Origin of the sequence: Nocardia colli, from assembly GCF_008704205.1 — a bacterium.
GTDB lineage: Bacteria > Actinomycetota > Actinomycetes > Mycobacteriales > Mycobacteriaceae > Nocardia > Nocardia colli.
Genome location: NZ_VXLC01000027.1, coordinates 51,075 through 71,729 on the forward strand (window position 1 = coordinate 51,075; position 20,655 = coordinate 71,729).

19 protein-coding genes are annotated in these 20,655 nt (G+C 67.4%); 13 read left to right on the forward strand and 6 right to left on the reverse strand.

The features are described from left to right. Positions 1–87: 87 nt before the first annotated feature. Positions 88–1,137 (reverse strand): Gfo/Idh/MocA family protein, encoded by a 1,050-nt coding sequence (locus F3087_RS37880; RefSeq protein WP_150406966.1) that lies wholly within the window; start codon positions 1,135–1,137, stop codon positions 88–90. Between the two features lie 541 nt (positions 1,138–1,678). On the opposite strand from F3087_RS37880, the gene F3087_RS37885 reads away from it, so the two are divergent. The 3 genes from F3087_RS37885 to F3087_RS37895 are packed head-to-tail and all read left to right on the forward strand — an operon-like array spanning position 1,679 to position 4,517. Beyond that, on the forward strand, positions 1,679–3,235 hold the full coding sequence (locus F3087_RS37885) for a mannitol dehydrogenase family protein (protein WP_150406967.1): 1,557 nt from the start codon (positions 1,679–1,681) through the stop codon (positions 3,233–3,235). After that, positions 3,232–3,924 (forward strand): HAD family hydrolase, encoded by a 693-nt coding sequence (locus F3087_RS37890; protein ID WP_150406968.1) that lies wholly within the window; start codon positions 3,232–3,234, stop codon positions 3,922–3,924. Before F3087_RS37885 ends, F3087_RS37890 begins: the two co-directional genes overlap by 4 nt. 50 nt (positions 3,925–3,974) lie before the next feature. Continuing rightward, entirely contained in the window at positions 3,975–4,517 is a 543-nt protein-coding gene (locus tag F3087_RS37895; RefSeq protein ID WP_150406969.1) for an LppP/LprE family lipoprotein, read from the forward strand. 71 nt (positions 4,518–4,588) lie between these two features. On the opposite strand, the gene F3087_RS37900 is transcribed toward F3087_RS37895, so the two are convergent. Next, positions 4,589–4,936: a winged helix-turn-helix transcriptional regulator gene (locus F3087_RS37900; RefSeq protein WP_150406970.1), complete on the reverse strand. Its 348-nt coding sequence runs from the start codon at positions 4,934–4,936 to the stop codon at positions 4,589–4,591. Between the two features lie 69 nt (positions 4,937–5,005). On the opposite strand from F3087_RS37900, the gene F3087_RS37905 reads away from it, so the two are divergent. Beyond that, positions 5,006–5,569, forward strand: a complete 564-nt coding sequence (locus F3087_RS37905; protein WP_150406971.1) for a carboxymuconolactone decarboxylase family protein — start codon at positions 5,006–5,008, stop codon at positions 5,567–5,569. A gap of 1 nt (position 5,570) precedes the next feature. Here F3087_RS37905 and F3087_RS37910 read toward each other — a convergent pair whose 3' ends face one another. After that, positions 5,571–6,257, reverse strand: a complete 687-nt coding sequence (locus F3087_RS37910) for a response regulator transcription factor (RefSeq protein WP_150406972.1) — start codon at positions 6,255–6,257, stop codon at positions 5,571–5,573. Further along, the gene (locus F3087_RS37915) at positions 6,239–7,927 is read right to left on the reverse strand and encodes an ATP-binding protein (protein ID WP_191094340.1); all 1,689 of its coding nucleotides are present in this window, start codon (positions 7,925–7,927) and stop codon (positions 6,239–6,241) included. Before F3087_RS37915 ends, F3087_RS37910 begins: the two co-directional genes overlap by 19 nt. Before the next feature lie 146 nt (positions 7,928–8,073). On the opposite strand from F3087_RS37915, the gene F3087_RS37920 reads away from it, so the two are divergent. The 6 genes from F3087_RS37920 to F3087_RS37945 all read left to right on the forward strand — a co-directional run bounded on the left by F3087_RS37920 (position 8,074) and on the right by F3087_RS37945 (position 13,542). Beyond that, positions 8,074–8,922 carry an ABC transporter ATP-binding protein gene (locus F3087_RS37920; RefSeq protein WP_150406973.1) on the forward strand — a complete coding sequence of 283 codons (849 nt, stop codon included), beginning with the start codon at positions 8,074–8,076 and terminating at the stop codon, positions 8,920–8,922. Further along, a complete protein-coding gene (locus F3087_RS37925) occupies positions 8,912–9,799 on the forward strand; it encodes an ABC transporter permease (protein ID WP_150406974.1) in 888 nt (295 codons plus the stop codon). Before F3087_RS37920 ends, F3087_RS37925 begins: the two co-directional genes overlap by 11 nt. Positions 9,800–9,801: 2 nt before the next feature. Then, positions 9,802–10,854 carry an ABC transporter substrate-binding protein gene (locus tag F3087_RS37930; RefSeq protein WP_191094341.1) on the forward strand — a complete coding sequence of 351 codons (1,053 nt, stop codon included), beginning with the start codon at positions 9,802–9,804 and terminating at the stop codon, positions 10,852–10,854. 140 nt (positions 10,855–10,994) lie between these two features. Beyond that, complete coding sequence (locus tag F3087_RS37935; RefSeq protein ID WP_150406975.1) at positions 10,995–11,939, forward strand: GlxA family transcriptional regulator; 945 nt, start codon at positions 10,995–10,997, stop codon at positions 11,937–11,939. Between the two features lie 37 nt (positions 11,940–11,976). After that, positions 11,977–12,636 carry an HD domain-containing protein gene (locus F3087_RS37940; protein ID WP_150406976.1) on the forward strand — a complete coding sequence of 220 codons (660 nt, stop codon included), beginning with the start codon at positions 11,977–11,979 and terminating at the stop codon, positions 12,634–12,636. Between the two features lie 18 nt (positions 12,637–12,654). Further along, the gene (locus F3087_RS37945) at positions 12,655–13,542 is read left to right on the forward strand and encodes an alpha/beta fold hydrolase (RefSeq protein WP_150406977.1); all 888 of its coding nucleotides are present in this window, start codon (positions 12,655–12,657) and stop codon (positions 13,540–13,542) included. Between the two features lie 1,160 nt (positions 13,543–14,702). On the opposite strand, the gene F3087_RS37950 is transcribed toward F3087_RS37945, so the two are convergent. Then, entirely contained in the window at positions 14,703–15,464 is a 762-nt protein-coding gene (locus F3087_RS37950) for a siderophore-interacting protein (protein ID WP_150406978.1), read from the reverse strand. Positions 15,465–15,602: 138 nt separating this feature from the next. On the opposite strand from F3087_RS37950, the gene F3087_RS37955 reads away from it, so the two are divergent. Next, complete coding sequence (locus F3087_RS37955; protein ID WP_223885657.1) at positions 15,603–16,430, forward strand: NADPH-dependent oxidoreductase; 828 nt, start codon at positions 15,603–15,605, stop codon at positions 16,428–16,430. A 287-nt stretch (positions 16,431–16,717) separates the two neighbouring features. Then, a complete protein-coding gene (locus F3087_RS37960; RefSeq protein ID WP_150406979.1) occupies positions 16,718–18,157 on the forward strand; it encodes an amino acid permease in 1,440 nt (479 codons plus the stop codon). Positions 18,158–18,926: 769 nt separating this feature from the next. Here the strand turns inward: F3087_RS37960 and F3087_RS37965 are convergent. Beyond that, on the reverse strand, positions 18,927–19,586 hold the full coding sequence (locus F3087_RS37965; RefSeq protein ID WP_223885658.1) for a TetR/AcrR family transcriptional regulator: 660 nt from the start codon (positions 19,584–19,586) through the stop codon (positions 18,927–18,929). Positions 19,587–19,633: 47 nt separating this feature from the next. Here F3087_RS37965 and F3087_RS37970 point away from each other — a divergent pair, with 47 nt between their 5' ends. Then, entirely contained in the window at positions 19,634–20,653 is a 1,020-nt protein-coding gene (locus F3087_RS37970) for an oxygenase MpaB family protein (protein ID WP_150406980.1), read from the forward strand. Positions 20,654–20,655 lie beyond the last annotated feature (2 nt).

Here is a 20,655-nt window from a genome sequence, read left to right on the forward strand (position 1 = left end):
GGCCGACCCGCGCGCGGCCGACACCGAGCGTCGACGTTATCGATCTCCGGCGCGGGTCGCCAGCCCAATATTCGAGGGTGCCGGCGATTACCCGGCGACTATCTCGCCGTCGGCGGCCGATCGGCGCGCGGCGTCCAGGATGCGCAGGGTGGCAACGGCGTCGCGCGGGTCGACCGGCACTTTGCCGCCGTCGAGCAGCGCGGCGGCCAGTTCGGCGTAGAAGGCGGGGTAGTCGCCCGCGAGGGTGGCGACCGGTTCGACGGCGGGTTCCGCGCCGAGCACCCCCCAGTGCGCGGATTCGACTGCGCCCCAAGGCTTGCCGTCGTCAGGCCGGCGACCGTCACGCAGCGCGCTCTCCTGCGGATCGAGTCCGTGGACGACGTAGCCGGCCTCGGAGCCGAGCACGCGGAAGCGTGGGCCCAGTTGCGGCGCAACGGCACTCATCCAGAGGTGCGAGCGGACTCCCGAGGTGTGGGTGAGCGCGACGAAGGCGTCGTCGTCTGTCTTGATGCCGGGACGTCGCCGATCCAGTTCGCAATACACGGATTTCACCGGCCCGAACAGCGTCAGCGCCTGATCGATGAGATGACTGCCGAGGTCGAAGAGGAGTCCCGCACCGTCGGCGGCGCCGCCCACCTCGCGCCAGCCGCCCTTCGGCACCGGACGCCAGCGCTCGAACCGGGACTCGAAGCGGCGGACCTCGCCGAGCCGGCCCGCCTCGATGAGGGCGCGCGCGGTCAGGAAGTCGCCGTCCCAGCGTCGATTCTGGAAGACGGTCAGCACGAGTCCGGCTTGCTCGGCGCGTTCGACCAGGTCTTCGCCGTCGGCGACGGTCACCGCGAACGGCTTGTCGACGACCACCGGCAGTCCCGCGTCCAAGGCCTGTGCGGCCAGCGGCGCGTGCGTGCGGTTGGGCGTCGCGACGACCACCAGGTCGAGGCCGGACGGATCCGCGAAGAGCTCATCGGTGGTCGCGACGACCCGCACGCCGGGATGTTCGCGTTCGGCCTGGGCGGCACGTTCGGGGTTGCCGGTCACCACCACCGCGACCCGCATCCGTGGTTCGGCGGCGATCAGCGGAGCATGGAAGACCGACCCGGCCAATCCGTATCCGACAACTGCGACGTCCAGGCTCATGTCTCGACGCTAGCGGAGGCAGCTCCGATCTGACCATCGACCGTCCGCAACCGTGAAGCAACCTTAGTCTTGCTTACGATCCGTGCCGGACGGTAGCTGCGCCTCGTCGCCACCCTTGCAATGCTTCCATCTGGAAACGTGTATGCGACAGTGCCTCTCGTCGTTCCACTGTTCGCCGGCGACCGTGTTTACGCCGTATTCTCCTGCGATAATTCGGCAATTCTTCAGCAAATCTTAGAACAATCTTAAAGCGTTCCCTATCGGGCAAATCGGAAATGACGGCGCGTGACAGATGTCACCAGCGCGCATTTTGGCAGTGCTCGTTTCCAGTTGTTGCCGCCGATTCATGCGGCCTGAGGTGGTGCTTTACGGAATATTTGCAATACGTCCGGTGACCTGCGGCGAACTGCCTTCAGTTGGCAAATTCGGGGTTTGCTGTCGAAATACTGGCGTGCCTGACCTACCGTGTGAAACGGCGCTTAGTCAATGCTGATACGGCGTTCTATATCGCCCCTTCTCGCAGACCCAACGGAGGCCGCACATGCGTGTGCCGCTGATTACGGCGAAGAAAACTCGAACCGAAATGACGTCCCGGATACCGGGCAAGGTGGTGCCGCGCCTGTCCACCGACATGCTCACCAGACTGCCCGCCACGGTCGCCAAGCCGGGGTTTGCCCCGCGGAGCCTGAGCACCGGCATCCTGCACCTCGGCTGCGGCTCGTTCCACCGGGCGCACCAGGCCCTGGCTACTCAGCACGCGATGAACGAGACCGGCGATCCGCGCTGGGGCATCGCCGCCGTCGCGATCAACCGCCCGACCGTCGTCGACGCACTGCGGGCGCAGGATCACCTGTACACCACGCTGCTGCACGAGGACGGGCAGGCACGGGTGGAGGTGGTCGGCTCGATCACCGAGGCGATCCACGCCCCGTCGGACCTGATCGGGGTGCCGCAGCGGATCGCCGATCCGCGGGTCAAGATCGTCACGCTGACCGTCACGGCCAGCGGCTACTGCGTTTCGCCGGTCACCGGCCGGTTAGAGGTGGACTGCCCCGGCGTCCGTCATGACCTGCGCTCGCCGACTCGGCCGATCACCCCGATCGGCATGCTCGCGCAGGGGCTCGAGCTGGTCCGCCGTCGAGGCGGCACCCCGCCGGTGGTGATCAGCTGCGACAACCTGTGCGCCAACGGCAGCACCCTCCGTCGCGCGGTCATCGATTTCGCGCTGCTGCGCGACGATCACCTTGCCGAGTGGATCGCCCGGCACGTGCAGTTCCCGAACAGCGTGGTGGACCGCATCGTGCAGCCGACCGCGCCGACCGACGCCGCGGTGGCGCGCAACTGGCTCGGCGGCATCGAGGATCTCGCGCCGGTCTCGGCCGAGCCGTTCATGACCTGGACCATCGAGGACTTCGAGGGCGAACGCCCGCAGTGGGAACTCGGCGGCGCCCAATTCGTCGCCAACGTCAAGGATTACGAGCTCGCGAAGCTGCGCCTGCTCAACGGCACGCACATGCTGCTGGCCTACCTCGGCGGCGTGGCGGGGCACCGCACCATCGCCGACGCGACGGCCAGTCCGGCGCTCGCGGCGCTGGCCCGGCAGTTCATGCTGGACGAGCAGGGGCCGACGCTGGCCCTCGCCGAACCCGAATTGCGCAGGACCGTGGACGATTTGATGCGTCGGTTCCGCAATCCGGCCATCGCCCAGGACATGACCCGAATCGGCCGCAACGGTTCGGACAAGATGATGCCCCGGGTCGTCGACGCGCTGCGCGACAACATCGAGGCGGGTCGCCCCACGCCCGGCGCGACCCTGCTGATCGCCGCCTGGATCCGCTGGTTCACCGCGAGCCACGCCCCCGGCGCGGTGATGGAGCTGATCGATCCGCGCGAGGACTCGCTCGCCGTGCTGGTGGACAGCGATCCGCACCGCTGTGCGCAGGCGTTCTTGCAGCGCACCGATATTTTCGGCACGCTACCGGAGCTGGATAGAGTGCAGCGACAGGTCGGTGACGCCCTGGCGGAGATCAGCCGCGACGGGGTCGAGGTCGCGGTCCGGCGCAGGTTGGCGCCGCAGGCGGAAGGGAGCAACGGATGAACGCCGAAAGTCCGGTTCGCGCGGTAGTTTTCGATATGGACGGGTTGCTCATCGACTCGGAGAGCCTGGCCATGGAGTCGTTGGTCACTGCGGGCGCCGAGCTCGGCTACGAGATGCCGATCGAGTTCTGCCGCAGCATGATCGGCGTCCCCGCCGACCGCTGCCGTACCCTGGCCGCGGCCGCGTACGGGCGGGGTTTCCCGCTCGAGGAGTACTTCGCGCTGCACGACGAGCACCTGCGCGTGCTGGTCGACAGCGGCCGGTTGCAGACCAAGCCGGGCGCGGTCGAGCTGCTGGACGCGCTGGAAGCGCAGGGTGTGCCGAAGGCGATCGCCACCTCCTCGTCGCGCGAGCGCGCCGACCATCATCTGCAACTGGCCGGCATCGCGGACCGGTTCGACGTGGTGGTGACGCGTCAGGACGTGACCAAGGGCAAGCCCGACCCCGAGCCGTATCTCGAGGCGATGGCCGCGCTCGGCGGTGAGACGGAAACCACACTCGCGCTGGAGGATTCGACCAACGGTCTGCGCGCCGCGCACGCAGCGGGCCTGCGCTGCATCCTCGTCCCGGACCTGGTGCAGCCGACCGAGGAGTCCCGCCGGCTCGCCCACCGGCTGTATCCGGACCTGCATCAGGTCATCGAATACCTCGCGGTGGCCAATGCGCCCTCGCCCGCCTCGACCGCCTAGGCTGATCCGAGCTCGATCGAATCTGTCGGCGGACCTGAAGAGGATCTTTCGTGGTGCGGATAGCTCGACCTGTCTTCGTGATGTGCGCCGGATTGACCGTGGCGGCGGCCGGATGTGCCGCCGACAACGACACGGGGTCGTCGGAGACCCACGTGCACAATGCGGCGCCGACGACGTCCGGGCTGCCCGCCCGGTGCGGTGTCGATCTGACGGCGTCGGTGATCCAGTCCGCGATCACCGCGTTGCCGGTCGAGCCGGTCACGCACGCGGCGTGGTCGAGCGATCCGCGCGGTTTCGAGGGGAACTTCGATCCGTGCGCCACCCTGTCCACCGTGATCATCACGGTGCAGGGGGCGACGGGGAGTTCGCCGAACCAGGCCTTGCTGTTCCACAAGGGCAACTACCTCGGCACCGCGACGCCCGAGGCGCACGGTTTCACCTCGCTGGACGTCGACCGCACCACCGACGACACCGTCGGGTTGGCCTACAAGACGCCCGGCAGCTGCAATGCCTGCCCGGACGGCACCGTCACCCGTGTCCAATTCCATTGGGAGGGACAGAAAGTGCGCACGATCGGCACGCCGCCGAAGTAGCCGCACGCCTTCTGATTTCCCGCACCGAGAATCGCATGCAAATCCTGGTGCGAAAAATCAGAAGGCGTGCGTCAGTGCTCGGCCCACCGTTGCACCCAGACCTGGAGGGGCGCGAGGGCGGCGACGAGGTCGAGGCCGTCGGCGCTGAGCTGGTAGCCGGTGGGTTCCGCGGCGACGACCCCTGCGTCGCGCAGTTCGCGTAGGCGATCGTTGAGCACGCTCGCCGATACGCCGCCGCACAGCGCCTGCAACTCGCGAAACGTCACGGCGCGTCCGTCGCGCAACTCCCACAGCACGCGCAGCGCCCACCGCCGGCCGAGCAGATCCAGCAGCACCATGATCGGCCGCCCGGTCTGTGATCCCCGGACCGGTTCGCCGACCGCCGGAGTCTTGTTCGCTTCGGATTCCGAAGCTACCATCGTCACCATCCTTGCTCTGATTTTCGAAGCAAGAATACTCCGTCATCGCTGCAAGCATGAGGATCTACCATGAGTGACACCGCACGCATCGCCCCGCTGAGCCCGCCCTATGCTCCCGAAATCGAGGCGCAGCTACTCAAATGGATGCCGCCCGGCTCGGCCATCGAACCGCTGGCTCTGTTCCGCACCCTTGCACTGCACGACGACCTCTTCGGCCGCATGCGCCCCCTCGGCGCCGGCATTCTCGGCCACGGCCGCGTCCCGCCCCGCGACCGCGAGATCGTCATCCTTCGCACCTGTGCCCGCGCGAACGCCGAATACGAATGGGGCATCCACGCCGTAATCCAGGCTCCCGAGGTCGGATTGACGGCCGAGCAGATCGACGCGACGGTCATCGGCAAGCCCGACGACCCGGCTTGGTCGGCGGACGACACAGTCCTGGTGCGGCTCGTTGACGAAATCCACGACACCGCAACAGTTTCCGATGGGCTCTGGACGGAACTCAGCGCCCGTTACCCGGACGACCAAATCCTCGAACTGATCACCGCCACCGGCTGGTACCGCCTGCTCAGCACCGTAATCAACACTGCCCGTATCGAACACGAGACCTGGGCGCGCCGCTTCCCGGCCTGAATCAGCGATCCGTCTTCGCCTCGCGGGTAACCGCCGAGTACTCCTGTTCCGGCCGTCCGGTGCTGCCGTAGCGCAGGCTCATGCGGAGGGTTCCGGTGCCGACGAGGTTGGCGAGGTAGCGCTGGGCGGTGGCGCGGGAGATGCCGATGGCGGTGGCCACCTCGCCGGCCGAGAGCGGGGTGCCCGCTTCGAGAATCGAGTGCAGGACAAGGTCTTTGGTGGGGGAGGCGACGGTGGTGGGAGCGTGGGTGGTCGTGGTGGGGCGGAGGGCTTGAAGGGCGGCGTCGACGCGCGCGTTGTCCACCTGCGGGGCGGTGAGGATGCGCCGGTAGCGGGCGTACGCGGCCAGGCGGGCGGCGAGTTCGGTGTGCGGGAAGGGTTTGACGAGGAAGGCGAGCGCGCCGGCGGACAGCGCGGCCCGCACCGCGCCGCTGTCCGTGGAAGCGGTCAGAACCATGGCGTCGCAGCGTAATTCGCGGACGAAGTCGATGCCGGAGCCGTCGGGCAGGTAGACGTCGACGAGGGCCAGGTCGACCGGTTCGGCGGCCAGGATCTCGCGCGCCGTGCCCAGGGTGTTGGCGGTCCCGGCAACGGTGAAACCCGCGATGGAGTCGACGATTCCGGCATGCAGGTTCGCCACGCGGAAATCATCGTCGACGACGAGAACGGTCAGATCTGATGGAGCCATGACGCCTTACTGTCTACGAGCACTTCGGGTATGCGGGCATTGAATTCGGCACCGGTCAACGGGGGAGTACCCCCGCGCGGACTGGCCAGCCGGACATCGCCGCCGTGATTGCGGGCGATCTGCCGGATGAGCGCCAGGCCGACGCCGCGGCCGCCGGGCACGTCGCCGCTGTCGCGGGTCGAGGTGCCCTCGGTGAACAGGACGTCGATCAACTCCGGCGCGACGCCGTCACCGCTGTCCGCGACGACGATGTGCAGCGTCGAATCCTCCTGCACCAGTTCGACTTCCACCTGTTTGACCGGATTGTCGGAGGCGCGCACCGCCTCGATCGCGTTGTCGAGCAGGTTGCCGAGCACGGTGGTCACGTCGACGGGATCGGCTAGGCTGCCGTCCACCCAGGTGTTCGGGCCGAGCACCAGCTCGACGCCGCCTTCGCGCGCGTGCGCCGCCTTTGCCGCGAGGAACGCCTGGAGGTAGGCGTCGTGGATCGCGTCGATGCCGGGTGCGGCCGCCCCGAGCGGGCCGGCGCCGATCATCTCATCGATCGACCGCGAGGCTTCCTCGGTGCGTCCGCCATGTAGCAAGCCGCTGATCAGGTGCATTTTGTTGGAGAACTCGTGGCGCTGCGCGCGCAACACCGTGCTCATCGACTGCACGGCGTCGAGCTGGCGGGTCAGCGCCTCCACGTCGGTGCGGTCGCGCACGGTCAGCACCGCGCCCAGATCGCGCCGGTCCCGGTGCACCGGCCGCGCCGCGACGACGACGATGTGCGAACCGACGGTGGCCGACGCGGGCTGCTCGTCGAGCCCGCGGAAAACCTCGAGTACCCGTGGGGTCAGCCCGATCTCGTCCACCGGCCGCCCGATGTCCGCGCCGATGCCGAGCAGCCTGCGCGCCTCGTCGTTGACAAACGTTGTGCGCCAAGCGGAATCGACCGCCAGCACGCCGCGGCCGATGCCGTGCAGCACCGCGGCCTGGCCACGCACCAGCTCGGCGAGTTCGGCCGGCTCCAATCCGAGCGTCAGCCCGCGCCAGCGTCGGGCCAGCAGCATGGATCCCGCGATTCCGACCAGCAGCGCGGCGCCGATCAGCAACCCGGCGGTCCGCAGGTCGTCGAGCAGCTGATCGCGCACCGCGTCGGTGGAGATGCCCACACTCACCGCGCCCACGATACGGTCCGAACCAGGTTCCAGCACAGGAACTTTCGCCCGCACCGAATCCCCGAGCGTGCCGCGCTCCTCGGCGATCACCTCCCGCCCGGCCAGCGCGCCGGACGGATCGGTACTCACGTGCTCGGCGATCCGCGCCGCGTCCGGATGCGCCAGCCGGATGCCCGAGTCGTCGGTGATCACCACGAACAGTGCGTCCGTGCGCTGCGTGGTGTCGATCGCGATCCGTTCCAGCGGTCCGGCGGCCAGCTGTTCGCGCACCTGCGGGTCGGTGCTGATCGCCCCGGGCGCGTACTTGGTCACCTCCTCGCGAACCACGGGCTCGGCGGCGACCGTGCGCGCGATCGCGAGGGCGCGCTGGCCGTATCCGTCGCGCAGGCGCCCGTCGCTGAGGTAGCCGAAGACGGCGAAGGCGACGCCGAGGGTCAGGGTGACCACCACGATCTGCAACAGCAGAACTTGAGTCCTCAATCGCACGGCCGGCGCGCCCTCATTGGCCATTGGCGCAGCATAGACCACCCACCGGGGGTGAGCAGAATGCGCAGAACCACCGAATCGGCACTTTGCACGGCTTGTGCGCACAAGCTCCGCGGTGTGACCGGGGCCACGTACGTTCGCTCTACCTCGATCTCGCAGGAGCTAGAACCATGAACCACCCACTCATCGAGCTGCGGAGCGCGACGAAGCGTTTCCCCGGCACCGGGGGCGGCATCCACACCGCCGTCCGGAACCTCGACCTGGAGGTCCGTCCCGGCGAATTCGTCTCCGTGGTCGGCCCGACCGGCTGCGGCAAGTCGACCACCCTGTCCCTGGTCTCCGGCCTCGAACCCGCCTCGGCCGGCCGGACGCTGGTGCGCGGCAAGGACGTCGACGGCATCCCGGACGGCATCGGCTACATGTTCCAGCAGGACGCGGTGCTGCCGTGGAAGTCCGTGCTGGACAACGTCGCCCTCGGCCCGCGCCTGCGTGGCGCGTCGAAAGCCGAAGCGCGGGAGAAGGCTTCGGTCTGGGTGCACAAGGTCGGCCTGGCCGGGTTCGAGACCTACTACCCGCATCAGCTCTCCGGCGGCATGCGCAAGCGCGTCGCGCTGGCGCAGACGCTGGTCAACGATCCGGAAATCCTGCTGATGGACGAGCCGTTCAGCGCGCTCGACGTGCAGACCCGCCAGCTCATGCAGGACGAACTGCTGCGCGTGTGGGCGGGCACCGGCGCGGCGGTCATCTTCGTCACCCACGACCTGGAGGAGGCGATCGTGCTCGCCGACCGGGTGGTCGTCATGACGGCGAGCCCGGCGACGGTGTGCGGCAACTTCGCCGTCCCGCTCGACCGGCCACGCGATGTCGAAGAGATCCGGCTCACCACCGAATTCCGGGATATCTACAAGGAAATCTGGGAAACGCTGCGCGACGAGGTCGAGGCGGCTCGAGCCACCAGGGGGACGGTAGCTGGCGGAGCCAGCGGGGCGGGTAAGGAAGGTGCCTCCCGTGTCGCATAACGTCATCGAAAAGGGCTCGGCCGCAACGGCGGTGCCGGAGAACGAGACCGAAGAGCAGATCCTCAACCGGGTCCGCACCAACGCCCGGCGGGTGCGTGTGCGCACCTGGGGTCTCCGATTGGCTTTGGTCGCACTGTGGCTCGGCTCCTGGGAGCTGACCGCCTCGCTGTGGATCGATCCGTTCTTCTACTCCAAGCCGTCGCTGATCTGGGACCGCCTGGTCGAATGGTTCACCGAAGGAACCCAATTCGGCTCGATCTGGTTGCAGATCTTCACCACGGTCCAGGAGGCCGTGCTCGGCTTCCTGATCGGCGCGGTCGCCGGCGTAGTGCTCGGCACGCTGCTCGGCCGCAGCCGGTACTGGGCCGACGTGCTCGCGCCGTTCATCAAGGCGCTCAACGCGGTTCCGCGCATCGTGCTCGCGGCGCTGTTCATCATCTGGTTCGGTCTCGGGCTCAGCTCGAAGGTCGCGACGGTGGTCGTGCTGGTGTTCTTCGCGGTGTTCTTCAACGCCTTCACCGGTGCTCGTGAAGTGGACGGCAACGTCATCAACAACGCCCGCATCCTCGGCGCGGGCAAGCGGCAGGTGCTCACCGCGATCGTGCTGCCCAGCGCGACCACCTGGATCCTGTCCAGCCTGCACACCGCCTTCGGCTTCGCGCTGATCGGCGCGGTGGTCGGTGAATATGCCGGTGCCAGTAAGGGTTTGGGCCTGCTGATCAGCAACGCCCAGGGCACCTTCGACTCGGCAGGCATCTACGCGGGCATGATCATCATCACGGTGATCGCGCTGCTCGCCGAATGGGCGATCGGCTTCGCCGAGGGCAAGCTGCTGAAATGGCGTCCTTCGCAGGCGACTTCGGGCCACGGGATCTGAGCATGAGGTACCGCAAACATGTGTCGGTCGTCCTCGTCGCCATCGCGGCGCTGCTGCTGGCCACGGGATGCCGGGATTCCCGGCACATTCCGATGGCGAACGGGCGCCCGCAGATCACCATCATGGTCGGCGGGCTGGAGAAGGTGATCTATCTGCCCGCGATGCTCACCAAGCAGCTCGGCTTCTTCGACAGCAACGACATCGACGTGAAGCTGCTCGGCGAGCAGTCCGGCGCGAATGCCGAAACCGCGCTGCTCACCGGCGATGTGCAGGGCGTGGTCGGGTTCTACGACCACACCATCGACCTTCAGGCCAAGGAGCAGTGCATCCGCTCGGTGGTGCAGTTCTCCGACGTGCCCGGCGAGGTGGAGCTGGTCTCCAAGCAGGACGCGGCGACCATCAAGTCGACCGCGGACCTGCGCGGCAAGAACCTGGGCGTCACCTCGCTCGGTTCCTCGACCGACTTCCTCACCCAGGCGCTCACCGGCCAGCAGGGCATGACCACCAAGGACTACACCCGGGTGAAAGTCGGTGCGGGACAGACGTTCATCGCCGGCATGAACCACAACGGCATCGACGCCGGCATGACCACCGACCCGACCGTCGCGCAGATGATCAACTCCGGTGAGGCCGAAATCCTGGTCGACATGCGCACCGAAGCCGGCACCCGGGCCGCCCTCGGCGGCCTGTACCCGGCCACCTCGCTGTACATGAACTGCGCGACCATCGATGCCCACCCGGACATCGTGCGCAAGCTCGCGGCGGCCTTCGTGCAGACGCTGAAGTGGATCAAAACCCATACGCCGGAAGAGATCGCGGCCAAGATGCCCTCGCAGTACGCGAGCGCGGGCAAGGACCTCTACATCCAGTCCATCCGCGACTCGATCGGCATGTTCAACGGCGATGGCCTGATGAAACCCGAAGGCGCCCAGAACGTTCTGAACATCCTCGGCAAGTATTCGCGCAACGTGGCACCGATGAAAGACCGCATCGATCTGTCCAAGACCTACACCACCCAATTCGTAGAGGAGGCGTTGCGCGCGCCCAAGCAGTAGCGCGTTCAGGCGATGCGCCGTCCAGGGGTCCTGGGCGGCGCATTTGCGTGCGCGGGAGCTTGTTCCGCGCACGCTCGGATGGCCGGATCTGTGGGCTGCGCGTCCTTGTGGACATATCCGGGGTGTTCGAGACTGGGGACATGGAGTCGAACGGTGACGTGGTGGTCGCGGTATCCGAGGGTGTGTTGCTGCTCGACGTCGCCGGGCCGGTTCAGGTGTTGCACTGGGCCGGGCATCGGGTTCGGTTCGCGTCACCGGACGGGCGGGATGTGTGCACCGATGTAGGTGTGCCGCTGGGGGTTTCGGAAGCGCTCGGCGAACTGGCCGGGCCGATCGATACGTTGCTCGTGCCGGGATACGCGCCGGAGGGGCCGGTTCCGGCCGATCTGGTCCGGTCGGTCCGGGCCGCGGGCGCGAGAGCGCGGCGCGTGGCTTCGGTGTGCACCGGCGCGTTGGTCCTGGCCGAAGCGGGCCTGCTGGACGAGCGGCGGGCGACGACGCATTGGCTGGCCTGTGCGCAACTGGCGCGACAGTTTCCGCGGGTGCAGGTCGAGCCGGATGCCATCTGTGTGCGGGACGGGCCAATATACACCTCGGCGGGGGTCACGGCGGGTATCGATCTGGCGCTCGCGCTGGTGGAAGAAGACCACGGGGTCGAGTTGGCGCGCTCGCTCGCCAAGTATCTCGTGGTGTATCTGCGGCGTCCCGGTGGTCAAGCCCAGTTCAGCATGCGCGCGGGCCTCGGGCAGCCGCGCAGCAGCGGTTTGCGTAAGGCGGTCGATTCGGTCGCCGAGGATCTGGCGGCTGACCACAGCCTGGCCGCGATGGCGGCCCGCGCCGCGCTCAGCGAGCGCCACCTGAGCAGGTTGTTTCGTCAGGAGACGGGGCTGACTCCGGCGCAGTACGTCAAGCAGGCGCGGGTGGAGGCCGCGCGGGTCCTGCTCGAAACCAGCGACGACCTGGTCGCCGCGATCGCCCGGCGCAGCGGTTTCGGGTCCGAGGAGACCATGCGCCGCACCTTCGCCGAGGTGCTCGGCACCTCGCCGAGCGACTATCGCGAGCGATTCCGCGCCTCGGCGCTCTGAATCACCCGAATCACTTGAGTCACTGAGGAGTTCAGTCATGTCTTCATCCCTTACGCTCACGCCGCCGTCAACACCGTTGGCGGACAAGGCAAGTGAGTTGATCGAAGGTGCTTTGTCGCTCGCGGTGCGCAACCACAGCGTGCGCGGATTCCTGTTCGGCGGTGCCGTCGCCGCCCGGGAGGGCCTGGGGCCCGGGGCCGATTACGACGAGGAGGTCATGTACCTCATCTGTGCGCTGCACGACCTCGGCCTCGCCGAAAAGGCCGGCGGCGACCAGCGATTCGAGATCGACGGCGCGGACGACGCCGCTCGATTCCTCGAAGACAACGGCGTCACCGATGCCCGGGTCGACCTCATCTGGGATGCCATCGCCGCGCACACCATCGGGTTTACCGGGTCTCCGGTCTACCGCCGTCGCCGCCCGCCCGAGATCTGGATCGCCGTCGAGGGCATCGGCATCGATGTCGCGGGCGGCCCCGCCGATCTGCCGCCCGGCTACGCCGACCAGGTGCATGCCGCCTATCCCCGCCTCGGCGGCAGCCGCGCACTCACCGACGCCATCGAAGCGCAGGGTCTGGCGAATCCGCGGAAGGCGCCGACGACCAGCCTGGCCGGGGAGATCATCCGGCTGCGCCATCCCGAGGTACCCCGGCCGAGCTGGGACGACATCCTCGCCGCGAGCGGGTGGCGGGACTGATCGGCTACCGTCGAGCAGATGACGGGTCTGCCACGAACGAGGGAGCGCCGCGGCGGTGACGTGGTCGCCGCTCCGGTCGCGTTGCCGCCGCGGCGAGCCGTCGAACTGGCCGACGGTTCGAGCGTCGACGTCCGGGTCGCGCCCGGAGTCAATCCTGTTCTGCTGCTGCATGGTTGGGCGCTCACGGCGGATGTGAACTTCTGCCACCTCATGCAACCGGTCGCAGACAGTTACGGCCTGGTCGCGATGGACATGCGGGGGCATGGCCGCGGTCTGCCGTTGGCGGCGGGGGAGCGGTTCGATATCGCGCAGTGTGCCGATGACGCGGCGGCCGTGCTGGACGCGCTCGGCATCGATCAGGTGGTGGTGTGCGGGTATTCGCTCGGTGGACCGGTGGGGCTGGAATTCGCTCGGCGACACCGGGATCGGGTGCGCGGGCTGGTGTTCGAGGCGACCGCGATGGCGTTCGACAGTACGGAGGACAAGGTCGGGCGGGTGTTCTTCCGGGGGTTGCGGCCGTTCGCGCATCGCAGTGGCGGGATCGGGCGGTCGGTGCCGCTGTCCTATTTCTGGAAGGCCCGGCTCAAGTCCGAGGAGGTCGCGCGGCTGTGGCCGTGGTTGCGGGCCGAGCTCGGGCACTGTCATCCGCGGGTGATCGTCGACGTGATTCTGGCCGAGTACGTGTTCGATTTCCGGCCGTATGCGGCGGAAGTCGCTGGATTGCCCGCTGCCGTCGTCGTCACCACGCGAGACGGGGCGGTCCCGCCCAGGGATCAGCGCACATTGGCCGCACTGCTGAATGCGACGGTAATCGAGCTGGTCGCCGCACATGACGTTTTCCTCACCGACCCCGCAAAGTACATAGCGGCAACCCGTTCCGCACTAGAAGCCGTGCTCAACCACTAACCTCCGTCACAGCCGACACCACCCCCACCTGTCGCGCATGAATCTTCTGCCCGCGCACGAGCTGTCCGCCCGCGCAAGAGTTGTTCAGCGTTTTCGTACGCGGGCGCAGAAAACGTGCGCAACGAGCGGACGTCGTGCGCTAAGCCCGGTCACCGATCGAGACCGATCGCTGCTGCGCGTCGCAGTAACCCTCGCCGCGCACGAGTTGTCCGCCCGCGCACGAGTTGGTCAGCAATCTCGTGCGCTGGTGTAGAGGACGTGCGCGGCAAGCGAGGCGGCGTGCGCTCAGTCTGTTCGGCGATCGAGACTGTTGCGGGCGAGTGCTGCCGGGCTCCGCTGCGTTGGTCCCATTTGTCGCGCACGGGTCGTCTGCCCGCGCACGAAATGTGCAGCGATTTCGTGCGCGGGTGTAGAGGACGTGCGCGGCAAGCGGGGAGGCGTGCGCTCAGTCTGTTCGGCGATCGAGACTGTTGCGGGCGAGTGCTGCCGGGCTCCGCTGCGTTGGTCCCATTTGTCGCGCACGGGTCGTCTGCCCGCGCACGAAATGTGCAGCGATTTCGTGCGCGGGTGTAGAGGACGTGCGCGGCAAGCGGGGAGGCGTGCGCTCAGTCTGTTCGGCGATCGAGACTGTTGCGGGCGAGTGCTGCCGGGCTCCGCTGCGTTGGTCCCATTTGTCGCGCACGGGTCGTCTGCCCGCGCACGAAATGTGCAGCGATTTCGTGCGCGGGTGTAGAGGACGTGCGCGGCAAGCGGGGAGGCGTGCGCTCAGTCTGTTCGGCGATCGAGACTGTTGCGGGCGAGTGCTGCCGGGCTCCGCTGCGTTGGTCCCATTTGTCGCGCACGGGTCGTCTGCCCGCGCACGAAATGTGCAGCGATTTCGTGCGCGGGTGTAGAGGACATGCGCGGCCGCAGAAGATATGCGCGGCCAAGCGAGGCGGCGGGTGCGCTCAGTCTGTTCGGCGGCCGAGACTGTTGCGGGCGAGTGTTGCCGGGCTCCGCTGCGGCCCACGTCTCCGTTGGTCCCGCCTGCCGCGCGCGAATTGTCTGCCCGCGCATGAATTGGTCGGCGATTTGTGTGCGAGCGGCGATTTTGTGCGCGGCAGGTAATGCGGGCTGAGCGATGCGGCGGCGCTCAGCGCGGCGGGTGCGTGGCTCCCGACTCAGCTGGTCGCCGGCGCGGTTTCCTGCTGCTTGAGCTCGGCCTTCCACTCACGGAAGCCCTCTTCGGTGCGTCCGCGACGCCAGTACCCGGAGATCGAGTTCGCCCACTCGGCGGACACGCCGCGCTCCCGGCGCACGTAGCGACGCATGTCGTGCATGACGGCCTGCGCCTCGCCGTGGATGAAGACCTGGACCTGTCCGTCCTTCCACGGTGCGTTGCGCACGCTTTCGGCGAGCAATTCGCCCGGCGCCTGGGTGCCGCGGTGCAACCAGGTCAGCTCGATGCCTTCGGGCACGCGCAGGGGCAGCTCGTCATCGGGTCCGGAGACCTCGATGAACGCGTAGCCGACTGCGGTCGGCTCCATGGCTTCGAGGGCGGCGGCGATGGCGGGCAGCGCCGCTTCGTCACCGGCCAGCAGGTGCCAGTCGGCGTCCGCGCGGGGCGAGTACGCGCCGCCGGGACCGAACAGGTCGATGGTCTCGCCGGGCTGTGCCGCGGCCGCCCACGGTCCCGCGATGCCCTCGGCGCCGTGGTACACGAAATCGGCTGCGAGCTGGCCGGCCTCCTGGTCGATCGAGCGGACGGTGTAGGTGCGCAGCACCTCGATGCCGTCGCGCTCGAAGATGAATTTGACGTAGGAATCGGTGAACTCACCGGCCTGGAACGTGGCGAAGCCGGGGCCGCCGAGGTGGACCCGGATCAGGTGCGGGCTCAGCCACTCGGTGTGCTGCACGGTCAGGGTGGTACGGGGTCGGGCCATAGGTGTTCCTCCCACTACTAATTAGGGTTACCTTACCGACCCTACTCCGAGTTGATCTCCAAGGAAATCCAGGCGGTGTTCGGCTCACCGTGCGAGCAACCGCTGACGAACGCGCCGCCGCCGTCCAGGATGGCGGACATGACCCAGACCGTGCCGACGCCGACCCACCTGGTGCAGCAGCGCTACCGCGACCCCCAGCCTACCGAGCCCGCCGACTGGAACCCGGTATTGCAGGTGCTGCACGAGCATCGTTCGGTCCGCCGCTATCTGCCCGACCCGGTCTCGGATGACACGCTGCGCCTGCTGATCTCGGCCGCCCAGTCCGCGCCCACCTCCTCGAACCTGCAGGTGTGGAGCGTCATCGCGGTGCGCGATACGGAACGCAAGGAGCGGCTCGCAGCCCTGGCCGGCAATCAGGCACACATCCTGCAAGCGCCCGTATTGCTGGTCTGGACAGCCGATTTCGCGCGACTGCGCCAGCTCGCGGACGATCAGGAGGCGCCGCTCGACGGCGCCGACTATCTCGAATCCAGCTACGTCGGGTTCATCGACGCCGCCCTCGCCGCGCAGAACGCGGTCGTCGCCGCGGAATCCCTCGGCCTCGGCACGGTCTACCTCGGCGCGCTGCGCAACCATCCGGAAGACGTTGCGGCAGAACTGAATTTACCCCCGCAGGTATTCGCTGTCTTCGGCCTTCTGGTCGGCCACCCGGACCCGACCGAGGACGCCCGAGTCAAACCGCGTCTGCCCCAGGCCGCCGTCCTGCACCACGAAACCTACGACCTGACCGCGCAACGCGAACACGTCACGGCCTACGAGTCCCGCATTGCCGAATTCTATGCCGAACAACAACTCTCGCACTCCTGGACCGAACGCGTACTGGCCCGCCTGGCGTCTGCCGCCAGCCTCAACGGCCGCCACCGCCTGCGCACCTCGCTGGAGAACCACGGCTTCCACCTGAAGTGACACGACCTTCTCCTTGATCGACGTACTCGGGCCCGCCGCGGCAAGCGGGCCCGAGCTTCGCCGTCGCGGTGCGTGGCTCCCCACACGATCCGAGGGCCGCGCTCAGCCCGCGACCAGGGCGCTGACCTGCGATGTTCGCTCCGCCTTACGCTGCCGATAACACCGGACCGGTAGCGTGACGTGCTGATCGACTCCGGAACATGCGATGATCCCATGTCATGTGTCCGGGGTCACCGACCGATGACCCCGGCCGTCGCGTCGTTGCCGCAAGAGAGAAGGACCGCACTATGACAGCCGCCGACAGTCATCTATCGGACGCTGGAACCCAGGATTCGACCGGCGACTCGGAGGGTTACTCTCGCGGCCTGAGTCCGCGGACCATTCAGATGATCGCCATCGGCGGCGCGATCGGCACCGGCCTGTTCTACGGTGCGGGCGGCGCGATCGAGCAGGCCGGCCCCGCGCTGATCCTGGCCTACCTCGCGGCGGGCGTGGCGATCTTCGTGATCATGCGCGCGCTGGGGGAGTTGCTCACCTACCGTCCGGTCTCGGGCAGCTTCGCCGAGTACGCGCACGAATTCCTCGGGCGCTACGCGGGTTTCGTGACCGGGTGGTCGTACTGGGCGGTGTGGGTCGCGACCTGCATGGCCGAGATCACCGTGGCGGGCAAGTACGTGCAGTACTGGTTCGACATCCAGCCATGGATCACCGCGCTGGTGGTGCTCGCGGTGATGTTCGCCGCGAACCTGATCTCGGTGCGCCTGTTCGGTGAGGGCGAGTTCTGGTTCTCCACCATCAAGGTCACCGCGATCATCGGCATGATCCTGCTCGGCATCGGCGTGCTGACCATCGGCTTCGGCCACGCCGCCAACCCGACCGTGACCAACCTGTGGGCCGACGGCGGCGTGTTCCCGAACGGATTCGGGCAGTCGTTGCTGGTGTTGCAGATCGTGCTGTTCGCCTACGTCGGCGTCGAACTGGTCGGCGTCACCGCCGGTGAGGCGCGCGATCCGCGCAAGACCCTGCGCAAGGCGATCAACACGCTGCCGTTCCGGATCGGCCTGTTCTATGTCGGCGCGCTCATCGTGATCATGTCGGTGTCCAGCTGGCGCACGTTCCATGCGGGCAAGAGCCCGTTCGTCGAGGTGTTCCAGCAGATCGGCATCCCCGGCGCCGCGGGCATCATCAACTTCGTGCTGCTCACCGCCGCGCTGTCGTCCTGCAACTCCGGCATCTACTCGACCGGCCGCATGCTGCGCACGCTGTCGCTGCACGGGGAAGCACCGTCGGCGCTGAACAAGCTGAGCTCGCGCCACGTGCCGTACGTCGGCATCTCGGCGTCGGCGGCCGCGATGGTCATCGGCGTGATCGTCAACATCATCTCCCCGGACAAGGCGTTCGCCTACATCACCTCGGTGAGCACCATCGGCATCATCTTCGTCTGGGGCATGATCCTCGTCTGCCACCTGATCTACCGGGCCCGGGTCGCCCGCGGCGAACTTCCCGCCGCCGACTACCGCCTTCCCGGCGCGCCATACACGAGCGTGCTGGCGTTGGCCTTCCTCGCGCTGGTGGTCGTCCTGCTGTTCTTCACCGAAAGCGGCCGCACCGCAGTGATCGTAGGCGTCGTCTGGACCATCCTGGTCTCCGCCGGCTACCTAGCCCTCACCCGCCTCGGAACCTCCACCACCACACCAAACCCCACCCGCAACACCGCCGGCCGCTAGCCCCACGACCCGCACACCTCTCGATTTCCCGCACACCGAATCGCATGCGATTCCGTATGCGGGAAATCAGCAGGTGTGCGGCGACGCTAACTGAACCCCCGGGTGCGCACATCACCCGCGACGCCGCTGATCGTCCGGCGCAACAGCCGCACGCCTCTTGATTTCCCGCACCGAGAATTGCATGCAAATTTCGGTGCGGGAGATCAGAAGGCGTGCGGCTGTTGTCGTCGTGTGCGGAACGCAGTCGTTGGCCCTGATGCGATGGTCGCTTACAAGTCCGCCGGGCGACGGCAGACGCGAGGTCCGCATGCGCCTGCGCTCGGCCGGGATGCAGACGGGCATTGGGCGTGGTCGCCGCACGCTTCTTGATTTCTCGCACCGAGATTTGCATGCGAATTTCGGTGCGGGAGATCAGAAGGCGTGCGGCTGTTGTCGTCGTGTGCGGGGACGCAGTGGTTGGCTCTTGATGTGATGGTCGTTGCGAGTCGGCCGGGTGAAGGTAGACGCGGGGGTTCGTCTGTAACTGCGCTCGGCTGGGAAGCAGTCGCGAGTGCGGCTGTTCTCACCGCGGGGCGAATGCGGCGGCTGGCGATTGCTGCTCGAGCGTCCGCCGGGCGGATGTAGGTCTGCGTGCGGCCGCGCTCCACCGGGAAGCAGTCGGGCGCTGGACGTCGCCGCACGCTTTTTGATACTCCGCACCGAGAATTGCATGCAAATTTCGGTGCGGGAGATCAGAAGGGGTGCGGCGAGTTTTGTTGCGGGTGTTTGCCTACTCGCGTTCTGCTCGTGAACGGGGGCGGGGGGTGGTTTTGGCTGGTGAGGGGGTGGGGCGGAAGTAGTTCAGGACTAGGCGGGTGATGTCGGTTAGGAAGCGGTCGCGGGAGACGGGGGGCTGGTCGAGGATGTAGCGGATGGCGAGGTGTTCGACTGCGCGGACCAGCATCCATGAGGCTGCTTCGAAGTCGACGTCGTCGGGTAGCGAGTGGCGGTGCATGGTCAGTGCGACGCGGGCCATCTCGCCGATCTGTTGCTCGAACGCGAGCACGGTGTTGTCGCCACTCAGCCGCGGTGTCTGCTCGATGACGGCGCGCAGCAGTGCGGGATGACTGCCCAGTGCGTCGAGGAGTGCGGAAATTGTTGCCGGAACGGCGATTTCGGGCGGCTGATGCAGGTGGGCGAGCACGCTGCTGTGCACTCGGGACGCGACCTCGCTGTTGTAGCGCTCGATCACCGCGGTGACGATGGCGTCCTTGCCCGGGAAGTATTGGTAGAGCGAGCCGGGGCTGATGCCGGCGGCGTCGGCGATCCGATTGGTGGACGCGCCGTCGTAACCGTGCTCGATGAGCACCCGCTGACCGGCGTCGACGATGCGTTGCACCATCTCCCGGGAGCGCTGCTGCTGCGGCGTTTTCCGCGTCTTCGGCGGCATCAGAAGACGAATTGAACGCGAGTATTTATTCGTGTCAGCATCGTTTCATGGTTGCACACAATGACGTGGTGCACGAGAGCCACAGTGCACCCGTGCCGCTCGGTCCGGACTCGTTGACCTGGCAGATCTTCGGTTCGCTCTACTTCGCGCCGACCGGGCTGTTCCTCGGCATGGTGCAGAACATGCATCCCGGCCTCGGCGCGGGCGTCGAGTACCACTCGCAGATCAAGGACGAGTTCTATCAGCGGGTGCTGCGCTCGGCGTACCCGATCGTCGGCGTGGTCTTCGACGGACCGCGGGCCGAGCAGACCGCCCGCGAGATCGTGAATTACCACCGCACGATCAAAGGCACCGATGAGCAGGGGCGGCGATACCACGCGCTGGACCCCGGCACGTTCTATTGGGCGCACGCGGTGTTCTTCGTGCAGACGCTGCGTGCAGGCGAACTGCTCATGGGCGGGCTGACACCCGTGCAACGCGAACAGCTTTGGCGCGAGCAGTACCAGTGGTACGAGATGTACGGCATGAGCATGCGGGTCGTCCCGAAGAGCTGGGCGGAGTTCCAGAACTACTGGAATGACATGTGCGAGAACGTGTTAGAGCCGACGCAGGCCGCATGGGATGTCTACCGGCTGGCCGAGAACGCTCCGGTGCCACCGTTCCCGGTGCTGGACCTGCTGCCGAAACCCCTGTGGGAGAAACTGCTTCGGCCGTTCGGTGCGAGGTTCTATCAGTTCGTCACCATCGGCCTGTGCGACCCGTCGATCCGCCGCACGATGGGCTTCACCTGGACCCGCCGCGACCAGTTCTGGTTCGACCGCTGGTGCGCCCTGTTCACCGCGATGAACCGGGTGACACCCGACGAGATCCGCTACTTCTTCCCCCGCATCCGCGCCGGCCGCCGCCGCGAACGCGGCCTACGCCCCGCAACGCTGCCCCCACCGGAGGCGCCCGAATTGCTCTGGCCCGCAACCGAGCACCGCGCCGACCCCAAGCACTACTGCCCGGTCCACGCCGACCACGGCACGACCCCCACCACGAAATTCCGGCAACTGACAGGATTTTGACC